Annotated in this window: 13 protein-coding genes; 5 read left to right on the forward strand and 8 right to left on the reverse strand. The window is 54.3% G+C overall.

Annotated features, from left to right (window positions below; genetic code table 11):
* Positions 1-75: 75 nt before the first annotated feature.
* The 3 genes from ACTU44_RS21370 to ACTU44_RS21380 are packed head-to-tail and all read left to right on the forward strand — an operon-like array spanning position 76 to position 2,131.
* A complete protein-coding gene (locus tag ACTU44_RS21370) occupies positions 76-924 on the forward strand; it encodes a DUF6134 family protein (protein WP_258548617.1) in 849 nt (282 codons plus the stop codon).
* On the forward strand, positions 921-1,688 hold the full coding sequence (locus tag ACTU44_RS21375; protein WP_462096323.1) for an SDR family NAD(P)-dependent oxidoreductase: 768 nt from the start codon (positions 921-923) through the stop codon (positions 1,686-1,688). The genes ACTU44_RS21370 and ACTU44_RS21375 overlap by 4 nt, the downstream gene beginning before the upstream one ends.
* On the forward strand, positions 1,685-2,131 hold the full coding sequence (locus ACTU44_RS21380; RefSeq protein WP_462096324.1) for a nuclear transport factor 2 family protein: 447 nt from the start codon (positions 1,685-1,687) through the stop codon (positions 2,129-2,131). Before ACTU44_RS21375 ends, ACTU44_RS21380 begins: the two co-directional genes overlap by 4 nt.
* Here ACTU44_RS21380 and ACTU44_RS21385 read toward each other — a convergent pair.
* From ACTU44_RS21385 to ACTU44_RS21405, 5 genes are all read right to left on the reverse strand, one after another.
* Complete coding sequence (locus ACTU44_RS21385; RefSeq protein WP_258548616.1) at positions 2,094-2,585, reverse strand: DUF3833 domain-containing protein; 492 nt, start codon at positions 2,583-2,585, stop codon at positions 2,094-2,096. The genes ACTU44_RS21380 and ACTU44_RS21385 overlap by 38 nt on opposite strands.
* An 87-nt stretch (positions 2,586-2,672) precedes the next feature.
* Positions 2,673-4,007 carry an MFS transporter gene (locus ACTU44_RS21390; RefSeq protein ID WP_462096325.1) on the reverse strand — a complete coding sequence of 445 codons (1,335 nt, stop codon included), beginning with the start codon at positions 4,005-4,007 and terminating at the stop codon, positions 2,673-2,675.
* Positions 3,994-5,271, reverse strand: coding sequence for a class I SAM-dependent methyltransferase (locus tag ACTU44_RS21395; protein WP_462096326.1), 1,278 nt, complete (start codon positions 5,269-5,271; stop codon positions 3,994-3,996). The genes ACTU44_RS21390 and ACTU44_RS21395 overlap by 14 nt, the downstream gene beginning before the upstream one ends.
* Before the next feature lie 5 nt (positions 5,272-5,276).
* Positions 5,277-6,113: a DUF1365 domain-containing protein gene (locus ACTU44_RS21400; RefSeq protein ID WP_462096327.1), complete on the reverse strand. Its 837-nt coding sequence runs from the start codon at positions 6,111-6,113 to the stop codon at positions 5,277-5,279.
* Positions 6,110-7,453, reverse strand: a complete 1,344-nt coding sequence (locus tag ACTU44_RS21405; protein ID WP_462096328.1) for an NAD(P)/FAD-dependent oxidoreductase — start codon at positions 7,451-7,453, stop codon at positions 6,110-6,112. Before ACTU44_RS21405 ends, ACTU44_RS21400 begins: the two co-directional genes overlap by 4 nt.
* 213 nt (positions 7,454-7,666) lie before the next feature.
* Between ACTU44_RS21405 and ACTU44_RS21410 the strand changes: the two genes are divergently transcribed.
* Positions 7,667-8,257, forward strand: coding sequence for a sigma-70 family RNA polymerase sigma factor (locus tag ACTU44_RS21410; protein ID WP_258548614.1), 591 nt, complete (start codon positions 7,667-7,669; stop codon positions 8,255-8,257).
* Complete coding sequence (locus ACTU44_RS21415; protein ID WP_336083246.1) at positions 8,254-8,958, forward strand: ChrR family anti-sigma-E factor; 705 nt, start codon at positions 8,254-8,256, stop codon at positions 8,956-8,958. The genes ACTU44_RS21410 and ACTU44_RS21415 overlap by 4 nt, the downstream gene beginning before the upstream one ends.
* 71 nt (positions 8,959-9,029) lie before the next feature.
* Here the strand turns inward: ACTU44_RS21415 and ACTU44_RS21420 are convergent, their stop codons facing one another.
* The 3 genes from ACTU44_RS21420 to ACTU44_RS21430 are packed head-to-tail and all read right to left on the reverse strand — an operon-like array spanning position 9,030 to position 11,615.
* Positions 9,030-9,917: a 23S rRNA (adenine(2030)-N(6))-methyltransferase RlmJ gene (locus ACTU44_RS21420; RefSeq protein WP_462096329.1), complete on the reverse strand. Its 888-nt coding sequence runs from the start codon at positions 9,915-9,917 to the stop codon at positions 9,030-9,032.
* Positions 9,918-9,923: 6 nt separating this feature from the next.
* A complete protein-coding gene (locus tag ACTU44_RS21425) occupies positions 9,924-10,853 on the reverse strand; it encodes an rRNA large subunit pseudouridine synthase E (protein WP_462096330.1) in 930 nt (309 codons plus the stop codon).
* A 27-nt stretch (positions 10,854-10,880) separates the two neighbouring features.
* Complete coding sequence (locus tag ACTU44_RS21430; RefSeq protein WP_462096331.1) at positions 10,881-11,615, reverse strand: SIMPL domain-containing protein; 735 nt, start codon at positions 11,613-11,615, stop codon at positions 10,881-10,883.
* Positions 11,616-11,677: the final 62 nt, after the last annotated feature.

Consider the following 11,677-nt stretch of genomic DNA (forward strand, 5'->3'; position numbering starts at 1 on the left):
GATCAGCATTCTTCGTAACAAGAACATACAACCCGTTGTTCAACCCGTATCGATGCAACCCGGAATGCCCAAACAATGGACCAGACAATGGACCAGATTCCCAAGCCTGTTCGATCCGCCCTTTTCGCGGCAAGCCTGATTGGTGCTGCGGGCTTTGCCATGCTGCCTGCATCGCAAGCCAGTCCGCTAACGCAAAAAGATGCGGAAAATCCAGCAGCAACGCCATCTGCGGCACGGGAAAATGATCGGTTGCGTAGTGTCGCACTTTCAGATGCGTTCGAGCGTCCCGATACCTGTCGCGGGTTTGATCCGGTAAAACGGTATGGTCCTGAACTGCAATTCCAGATCCGCCGCAATGATGCCCCAGTCGGGCGCCATAGTGTGACCTTCAATCAGGGCCGTGACGGACTTCAGGTCATTGCCCAAAGCAATATCGATATCAGTTTCCTTGGCTTTAACGCCTATAGCTTTGCCTATCGGTCCGAAAGCATGTGGCAGGGCAATCAATTGACCAGGCTGTCTGTCACTGTTGATGACGATGGCAAGAAAACATCGGTTCGTGCAACCCGTGATCAGGACCGGCTGATTGTCGATGGTCCCGACGGGATACAAACAGTGCCGGCGGGAATTTTCCCGACCGATCACTGGCATTGCGGGGTTCTGGCCGGGAAGTCGGTGCTCAATACCATCACGGGCAAGGCAAACGCGGTCGATATCACACCATATGGCAGTGAAATGCTGCGCACAACAAACGGGACGATTCAGGCAACGGAGTTTACCTATGACGGTGAGCTTGAAACCAATGCCTGGTACGACCATCAGGGTCGCTGGGTCGGATTGCAATTCAAGGCGCGCGATGGTTCAACCATCACCTATCGCTGCATGAATTGCCAGACCCGGACCGCCCGAAAGGATCAGGGATGACCAAGTCGTTCAAGACCATCTGGATTGTCGGGGCATCAGCAGGGATTGGTGCCGCATTGGCCCGTAAATTCCATGATGAACCGACATCAGATGACCAAAACATCATCATTTCGGCACGAAATTCGGACAAATTGCGTGATTTGGCGACCGAAATGCCCGGCATTACCCCCGTATCGATTGATGTTACCGATCTAAATGCGGTTAAAACCGCCCTTAACACCATCGAACAGCAATTTGGCCTGCCTGATCTGGTTGTTCTGGCGGCCGGGATCTATTCCCCGATGAAGGTTTCGGGGTTCTCCGCAGAAACCATCCGAAGCCATATCGACACCAACTATATGGGGATCGTCAATTGTCTGGAGCCGCTTTTGGCCCGCATGCGGGTGCGCAAGTCGGGTGAAATTGCCGTGGTTGCCTCGGTTGCAGGATATCGCGGATTGCCCAATGCTGCGGCCTATGGCCCGACCAAGGCCGCACTTATCAATCTGTGTGAGACGCTTCATACCGAACTGACCGGTACTGGCGTTTTGCTGCGCGTGATCAATCCGGGATTTGTCAAAACGCGCCTTACAGACAAGAATGATTTCGAGATGCCCTATTTGCTAACGCCCGAGCAGGCAGCAAACTTCATGTATCGGGATTTGTGCAAAAGCAATGATTTCGAAATTGCCTTTCCACCGCCCTTTGTCCGACAACTGAAACTGACGCGAATTCTACCTTATGGGCTGTTTTTCAAACTGATGCGCAAACTGGTGAAGGCATGAACGAGATCGCAAACAGGAAACGCCATTTGCTGGCTGCCTATGGCGCCTATTTTGAAAACCTGTCGCCTGATACGGTCGATGAATTGTCGAGCATGGTGACGGAGGATTTTACGTTTTCCGATCCCTTCACCACATTGCACGGGCCAGATAATGTGTGTGCCTATCTGGGCAAAACGTTCCGCGAAACCCAACACCCGAATTTTGTGGTTACCCATGAGGCGCTTGACGGTGATCTGGGGTTCCTGCGCTGGCAATTTAGCGCAAAAATCCCGGTCATCGGTTTGTGGGAATTCACCGGCATGACCGAAGTCAGCTTTAATCAGGATGGCAGCCTTCTCGAATCCCATATTGATTACTGGGATTCGGGCCAGTATTTTTATGGCAAACTGCCTGTCCTTGGATGGATTATTCGGCGGCTTGCGCGACGTGTTGCGGCTTTCTGAAGAACAAAGTCACTTCGCCGATTTCCAAACCCCACTTCTTGACCCGCGCACGATTAACCAGAACCCCGTCCGGTTGCAGGAACATCCAGTCATTGAAACTGACCCGCCAGGTACCATCTCCAACCTTGAGATCCATGTCATATGTCCAGTTCAAGGCATTGCCATACTGGCTTCCGATGGCAGTACCGATAACGTCATCTGCGCGGCCCTCATAGGTGTGATCCGCCAATTTGGTGATCACCCAGACCCGACGATCCGTTTCGCCATCGTCATACAAAAAATCTTCCTGGAGAGTCAGAACACCGTCCGTCACTGTCCCGGTGATATCAACGGTAAACTGACGACGCAATTTGCCAAATCGATCTTCAAATATTCCCCAAGCGCGGCTGCTGCCTTCGAAATAATCGAATACATCGAAGACGGGTTCTTTTTGCGCAAAATCCTGCGGTTTCATTGACCCACATCCGGTTACAAGCAACAACAAACACAACGCGATTGTTTTACGCAGCACGAACTTGCTCCTGACTATCTGGCCCCAAGATCAAACAGTGCGGCGTGACAGGCGCCGACATATTGCAATCTGATGCGATGCCCCCAAAGGAAAGCGCCACATCATCCCGATTGCTCCTGATTTCAGTACGATGGGGATGACCGCATAGATCAAAACAAGCACGACCAATGCGCCGCTTTTTTGCCCCGCGTCATCCGTTAGTCCAAAAGCCCCCAGAATTGGCAAGGCAATCCCGGCGGCAAGCGCCATGGCAAGCTTGTTGGTCATGTTCCAAAGGGCAAAAAGCAATGCGGTTCGTCGCGTCCCAAAACGGTAATGATCCCAGTCATCCACATCGGCCTGAATGGCCGGTGGCAGGGCAAGATCAGCCCCCAGTGCCGCACCTGTCACAAGACAGATCACCCCGAACCCGAGCGCATCCCCAACCGAAAGGAACGGCACAAAGCCAAAGGCAATGATCGCGATTGCCATCGCAAGGCACCAGACACGATGCTTTCCAAACCGGGCCGACAAAAAAGCCCACAGCGGAATGGCGATGATTGCCGCAAGGAAATACAGCAGGATCAGAACGTTTTCCGTGCCTTGATCAAGTTGCAGATAATAGCGCACGAAAAGCGGGAAACACACCGCTGGCAACCCGGCAGCAAGACCATTGATCATCCAGGCTGCAAGCAACCGCACAAAAAGCCGATTATCGCGCAAGCTGCGCAATCCGAGACGGATGGCAACTGTTGGACTTCCCATGGCAATCGATTTTGGACGTTTACGTTGCGCAACAGGATCAGGCACCTGCCAGATCAGAAGCGCGACAAAGACGGCACCCAAAACAAGTGTGACGACCGCAAGCATCCTGATTTCATCAGCGCGATCCGTTGCATGGATCAGAACCGGAATACCACCGGCCAGAACGATACCAATCAACCCCGCCCCTTCACGCAGGGCCGTCAGAGATGTTCGGGTCTTGTAATCGCCAGACAGGTCTGCCCCCCAGGCCAGATAGGGCACCTGAAAAAGGGTCCATCCCAGAAACAGGACACTGGCCCAGACAAAAAGATAAACCGCATCCGGAACGTCGGGTGGCGTGAACAGATACCATAATCCGATACCGGCAAGCACGGCCCCGAAACCGACCCAGATTTTGCGCCTGCCCGTGACATCAGATAACCAGCCGATCAGCGGATCGGTTGCCATATCAATTACCCGCACCAGCAAAAGCACGACACCCGTGATGGCAAGACCAAGACCGAGATCATCACCATAGTAGCTGGGCAATAATACATAGGCCGGGATGGTCGGCACGGCAGCCGCCATCGCCGGAAGGGCATAAAAGATTGCCGTGTGACGGGAAATATCAGGCTGGGGCATCGTTGGGATGTTCAATAACGAACAGACCCACATCGATCGAGCCGCACTCAAACCCGGTTTCGCAATAGGCGAGATAATATTCCCACATGCGTTTGAAGCGCGGATCAAATCCCTGTTTGGCAATTGTATCCCAGCCATGCTGGAACCGTCGCTGCCATTCGCCCAGCGTACGGGCATAGGATTTGCCGAAGAATTCACTATGCTGCAGCTTGAGCCCCGCGTCACTGACCGCCGCAGCAAGGGCTGTTGGCGATGGCAACATGCCACCGGGGAAGATGTAACGCTGAATGAAATCGGCACCCTTGCGATAGGTTTCAAACCGTTCATCGTCAATGGTGATGATCTGCAATACAGCCCGGCCACCGGGACGCAGACACTTGCGGATCATTTCGAAATAGGTCGGCCAGTGTTCTTCACCGACGGCTTCGAACATCTCGATGGAAACGATCTTGTCAAACTGTCCGTCCTGATGACGGTAATCACGCAGAACAATGTTGGTGCGATCATTAAGCCCCTGCATCAGGAGACGCCGACGGGCATAGGCATGCTGTTCGCCCGACAATGTCAGGCCGGTCACATTGCAGCGATATTTTCCAGCCGACAGTTCGGCAAATCCGCCCCAGCCGCACCCGACCTCAAGAACCGTTTCGCCCGGCTGCAAGTCGGCCAGATCACAGATACGCTGATATTTTGCGGCCTGTGCGGATTCAAGCGTCATGTCAGAATGGCGATAATATCCCGATGAATAGGTCATGCCGGGATCAAGCCAGCCAGCATAGAAATCGTTACCGAGATCATAGTGATAGGAAATATTGCGTCTTGATCCTTCGAGCGTGTTGGCATTACGCAAATGCCCGATCCGCGCAATCGTGCGTGACAAAAGCCCCCCGGCAAGACGCGCCCGGACGATATTCTCGTTCAGCATCGCAACCCGCATCAGCCGGGTAATGTCAGGGCTGCTCCAGCTGCCATCCATATAGGCCTCGGCAAAGGCGACGTCACCGCCCGTGGCAAGCTTGCGAATGGCTTTCCAGTCATGGATATGGATCGCGGCCTGAAGATCATTTTCGTGGTTACCGACGAAATGAAGATTGTCTCCATCGGGCAGAACAAGGGTCAGCCTGCCGTAATGCAGATGCGACAAAACCCTGCGCAGCATGACTTTCAACAGGCTGCGATTTCCCGTCATGCTGCCCAGCAAGGGCACAAGGCGATCGCGCATTGAAACAGACAATTCTGAAGCCGAAGAGTTGCGGTCTGGCATTTTTCTTATCTCTTTCCTGCTTGGGCCGCTGCAGTCCCGGTTTCCAGCACATAGGTTACCGCGTCTTGCGGGGGTGCCGGTCGTTTGTGGAATGTCATCCCCTTGCGCCAAAGATGAAGCGCCTCCCAGTGGATACCCGCGACGACCTTCAGGGTCATAAGCGGGTAGCGAATGAATGCTCCAAACAGTTTACGGTCGGAAAGTGCGTTTCGATCACCGACGAATGCCGCTGTTAGAAATGCGCCTCTGGCATCGGTTTCACGAATGGTCACCGCAACATTTTCACCCGGTACACGGATACGGAAATGATAGTCCGCCACCATGTCGATGAAGGGGGAAACATAAAACCCCTTGGCACAGGACTGGCGCAAAACTCCTTTGTCATCAAGGCCATGCTCCCCAACCGGGATCAGGTAGCTGTGCCGGTCACCAAAGGTGTTCGAGACCTCATAAAGGACTGCACCAATCGTCGCGTCGGCGCGATAACAGAAATAGACCGACAACGGATTGAACACGAAACCGAGCAGCCGCGGATAGCACAGCAACCGGATTTTGTGCGCACAATCACCCAAACCATGACGCCCCAACAATGTTTCCATACGGCGGCGCAAATTTGTATTTGCTCCGTCGGCATGATCGCGATCATGGAAGGAAAACAGATTGAACCGGTTGCGGCTAAACAGCCGAAGCCGCGATGACAAATCATCGATTTCATCAAGATCAAGCAGGAAGGAAAACACCGAATAACGCAGCTTGTGGCGTTTCGGACGCAGCCGATGATGGGTTACAACCCCTTCATACAGGGCCGAAGCCCAGTTTGCGCTTTGCAATGGTTGGCTCATGCGGCCTCGCTCGATTGCGATTTCGCGGGGTTGCGGACATGGATGCGACCGCTTTCATTTTCGACAGTCCAAGGACGGCGAACATTTCCAAGGGCCTCGGCCACTGCCAAGCCCGACTGAAGTCCGTCCTCGTGGAAGCCATATCCGAAATAGCTGCCGCAATACCAAAGATTGTCGACGCCCTGAATTGACCACAGATCCTTTTGGGCAGCCATCGCACCGGCATCAAAGAGCGGATGGTCATACAGGAATGAACGGATCACGCTGCCGGTTTGGGGATGGCGCGGCGGATTGAGGGTGACAAATAACGGGGTGCTGTCATCGAGATGCTGCAAACGGTTCATCCAGTAGGTAACGCAGACCTTTTGTTCACCATCCTGTTCTTCGGCCAGATAGTTCCAGCTTGACCAGACCTTCGCGTTTTTCGGCATCAGGCTTTGGTCACTATGCAAGATGGCAAGGTTGCGTTCATATTTAAAGGCCGACAGCAATTCTTTGACCCGCGCATCAGGATTTTCCTGAAGGCCAAGTGCCTGGTCACCGTGACAGGCCAGCACAACGTGATCATAAAGATCGCGCTTGCCATACCGGTCTTCGACATAGGCCCCGCCCGCCGGATTGCGTCCGACCTTTGCAATCGCACGATCAAGCATCACCCCGCCCGATATGCCCGCCGTCATGCGTTTTACATATTCGCGCGATCCACCAACCACGGTACGCCATTGCGGGCGATCCTTGATCTGTAACAGGCCGTGGTTCTGACAGAACCGGACAAAGGCAGCCAACGGATAAGCCATCATGGTATCGACCGGCGTCGACCAGATTGCAGCCCCCATCGGCAAAAGATGATCATTGATGAAGGCCCTGGAATAGCGTTTGTCGCGCAAATAATCGCCAAGGCTTATATGTTCGGCGGTTCCGTCTTCGAGTGCGGCGGGCGCCTCGCGGTAGAAGCGCAAGATGTCGCGCACCATCTTCCAGAAGCGCGGACGAAACAGATTGCGTTTCTGTGCAAACAGGGATTTGAGGTCACCCCCACCATATTCAAGCCCGCCTTCATCCATCGACGCGGCAAAGGACATGTCGGTTGGTACGGTTTTGACACCGAGATGGTCAAACAATGCACAAAGGTTCGGGTAACAGCGGGTGTTATAGACAATAAATCCCGTATCGACCGGCGTCTGGCCAGCATCAACCGTGTTGGAATGCCCGCCGGGCCGGTCATCCTTTTCATAAAGCGTCACATTGTGGGACTGGCTCAATAGCCATGCGGCCGATAAACCGGAAATGCCGGAACCGACGACTGCGATGTTGAGTTTCCCCGATGTGACAACGTTCATATGAGCCCGGCCTGCTTGCAGTTATGATTTCAAAGCTACATATGAATACGCATCACAACAACATGCGGATCACTGAATATTATTTACCTGCTGACATTGTAAGTATCTGGCAGAAAACGTACAATTTCTTCTGATCCAAATGAACGCGGCCGCCGTAAGATATGTATGATGAACATGATCTTGGCGCGGCCCCAAAGGGGACCCGAAACCAGAATGAACGGCACCAAGCCCAAACGCCCCGGTCCGGTTGACCCGGTGGAGGCAAAAAAATGTGCCGATTGGATCGTTGCTGTTGCGATGACACGTGACCGCGAGGCGTTTGCGCAATTGTTTGCGCATTTTGCCCCGCGCGTTAAGGCCTATATGTTCCGGTTTGGCGGAAACGCCGAAACCGCCGAAGAACTCGCACAGGAAGCAATGATGCAGGTGTGGCGCAAGGCGCACCTGTTTGATCCCTCCAAGGCCGCGGCAAGTACATGGATTTTTACGGTTGCCAGGAACCTTCGCATTGACCGGTTCCGGCAACGCAAACATATCGAGGTTGATGATTCCGACCCGACGCTGATTGTTGACGAAGACCCGCTGGCAGACGAAGTCGTCAGCCGCGATCAGGAAGCCGTTCTCGTCAAGGCAGCGATGGAAGAATTGCCAGCTGACCAGAAGGTGGTTGTTGAATTGTCGTTTTTTGAAGATTGCTCACACAGCGAAATTGCCGAGCGTCTGAATATCCCGCTGGGAACCGTGAAATCGCGGTTGCGACTTGCACTTGGCAAGTTACGTGGCGGACTGGAAGGTGTCGCATGAATATCAAACATCATCCAACAGACCAGACCCTGATGGATTATTCCAGCGGCGCATTGTCGCAGGCGATGGAACTTTTGGTGGCAACCCACATGACTGTCTGCCCGCAATGCCGCAGCAAGGTCAACGGGTTTGAAACCATGGGCGGTGCTGTGCTTGAAAATGCCGATAGCATGGAAATGACAGCCCACTCGCTCGATCACGTGATGGCCATGCTTGAACGTGAAGCCACCAACGAGAATATCGTCACGGAAAAACTGCCATCCTTGCGGCGTATTGCGGTTGGCGAAAGCATTACGGGCAGCGCGATGGCGGCTTTGCCGCGCCCCTTGGCCGAATTGCTTCCGGAAAATGTCACGTCACTCGATGACATTCCCTGGAAAACGCTGGCACCGGGTGTAAAGCATTTTCAGCTGAAATCGATTGAAAGCAAGGGCACTGTCCGTCTGCTTAAAATAGCGCCGGGAATTTCCATTCCCGATCACGGCCATCATGGTCATGAGATGACGCTTTTGATCAAGGGATCATATATCGACGAGATCGGCCGGTTCCGTGCCGGTGACGTTGCCGATCTTGACGACGATGTCGATCATCAGCCGATTGCCGACACCGCCGAGGAATGCATCTGTCTGATCGCAACCGACGCGCCGATGAAATTCAATCGACTGCTGCCCAAATTGCTGCAGCCCTTCTTCGGGATCTGACTTCCCGCAAACGAGTACCACTGCGTCCCAACGCATCAAGCCCCGCTGACATCTTTGTCGCGGGGCTTGTTTTATTCGGCTGCAACCAGCCAGTGCACTGAATGTTTGGCCGGACCGGGGAGCTTGCATGTCTTTGCAAGCCAGTTCCCGATTTCATCAAGCTGCTGATCAAATTGCCAGGGCGGGTTGATCACAAGCAACCCGGTGCCACGCATCCGGCCCTTTGCCCCGCCATCACGGCTTGCAAGTTCCGCACACAGGACGCCCCCTGCTGACTTGATGGCGCCAAATGATCTGCGAAGGTCGACATCAAAGCCGTCCTCAAGGATCGGATACCACAACATGAATGTCCCGGTTGGCCATTTGTCCCATGCCTGCCGGATGGCGGCCGCTGCTTTCTGATAGTCCTGTTTGACGTCGTAACTCGGATCCATCAGCACCAGACCGCGACGGATGGCAGGCGGCATCATGCCAACCAGACCTTCATATCCGTCACGTTTATGCAGGTGAATTCGGTCATCGCGCTTTACACGGTGATGCAGCGTTTCAAATTCGCGCGGATGAAGTTCCATCAGGACAAGCTGATCGTCCTCGCGCAGCATTTCGCGCACAATAAACGGCGAGCCCGGATAAAACGGACCACGATATTCATCATCTTCGCGCACACCATAATCACGCCCCTTTGCCATCGGGTCAAAACCGGCAACGTGATCAAGATATTGCTGCAACATTTCTGGTGGATTGGCACCGGCCTTGGCCCGCGCATAGCCGTCTTTCCATTCGCCGGTCTTGGCGGCCTGTTCACTGCCAAGATCATACCAGCCGGATCCGGCATGGGTATCAATTACGCAGAACGGCTTTTTCTTTTTGCGCAAATGCGACAGCACAAGCCAAAGAGCGGCATGTTTATGCATGTCAGCAAAGTTCCCGGCATGAAATCCGTGCAGATAACTTAACATGTCGGTCTATCCTTTCTTGGGGCGCGCATTGCCGCGCCCACTGCCCTTGGCCGAATGTGGCTTTGATCCACTGCGCGAATTTGACCAGTTTCCGGATTTGGATTTGTCCGTCCGAGGCCCCTTATTGCGACCCAATGCTGGCGCGTTTCCCGTCTCGCCGTCATTCGATGCTGCATGGCGTTGACGGGCGGATTTATAACCACCCTTGCGGCGCGACGGGCGGACCGGTCGTTCAGCGTTACCATCCATGTTGGCCAATGCATCAAGTTCTGCGCGTTTCGGTGGTTTGTTCGAGCCCGGCGACAAACGGCGATGGGTTGCTGGTGGTGCTTCGACTTCGATCACTTTCCATTCGCCGGGCGCCAGGCCATCAAGCGTCCAGTCACCGATGGCATGGCGAATCAGACGCAGGGTTGGAAAACCCACCGCCGCCGTCATTCGCCGCACCTGGCGGTTGCGACCTTCGGTAATGCTAAGCTCAATCCAGCTGGTCGGGATTTCCTTGCGATAGCGTACCGGCGGATCACGTTCCCAGAGATTGGCGGGCGCGTCGATCCGCCGCACCCTGGCAGGAAGCGTCATACCGTCTTTCAGCTCAACCCCGTTACGCAGGGCATCAAGGGCCTCGTCCGTCGGTTCGCCATCGACCTGCACCAGATAGGTTTTGGGCTTTTTGTATTTCGGATGAGCAATCTGGGCATTAAGCGGCCCGTGATCGGTGAGTAACAGCAAACCTTCGCTGTCGCGATCAAGTCGGCCAGCGGCATAGACCCCGGGCAGATCAATATAGTCGGCCAAAGTCGCCCGACCGTTTTCACGGTCGGTAAACTGGGTCAGAACGCCATATGGTTTGTTAAACAGGATCAATTGCGCCATGGCGCGCATAAAACCAGCTTTGGCCTGACTGTCAACAGATCGGTGCAGCAACTGGCCCATACAACCTGCATCCGGCCTTCGGGACAGTTAGTCCTTGATCAGATATTCCATGGTGGTCACAACCCGGACCGTTTTATTGATCTGACTGGATTCAGTCATGTTGGGTGCGCCATCACCGGCCAGAATTTGAAACAGTCCCTGGGTCGCCCGCCGGATACCGCCCAGCTGACCACCCGAGTCCGTTGCAAATTGCAGGGCGGCCTCGCGGGCATTGGCGGTTGCGGCTGCGATCATTTCGGGTTTGATGGCGTTAAGCCCGGTGAACAGATAACTCGGCCCCGGATTATAGCCCTGCCCGCCCAGAACGATCCCGCCCTGAAGCAGTTTGCCGATATCCTGCGAAGCTGCGATCACCGCATCGACATCATCGGTTCGGACCTGAATGGTTTGATTGACGATATAGCGGCTTTCGACCGGACCCGACCGATAGGCTTGGGCAAGCTGGTCGGTGACTTGCAGATTTTGCAGTTCGGTCTGTTCACGGGTGATGCCATGTGATGCCAGAAAATCAAGAAGGGTTTTGGTATCGGCATCGATCTTGCCCTGGGCATTTTGCAGCACGTCATCGGTGGCAACATAGGTGATCGGCCAGACAGCCTTGTCGGCCTTCACGTCGCGCTCTGCCAATCCCTTGACGGTGACAAAGCGATCAAGCGATCGCATGTTTTCGATCCCCTGACCGATCATCCATCCGGATGCCGCGATGCCGCCTGCAACCAGAATTCCCGCGACCACATTTGCAAAGCCCGAAGATTGCGCCATGTTCTTGTCCCTTGATGCTACAGCCACTGCGTGTGTTTTGTGTCTTGAAGAATACTCCTTAT

It is taken from the genome of Thalassospira sp. SM2505, assembly GCF_054901115.1.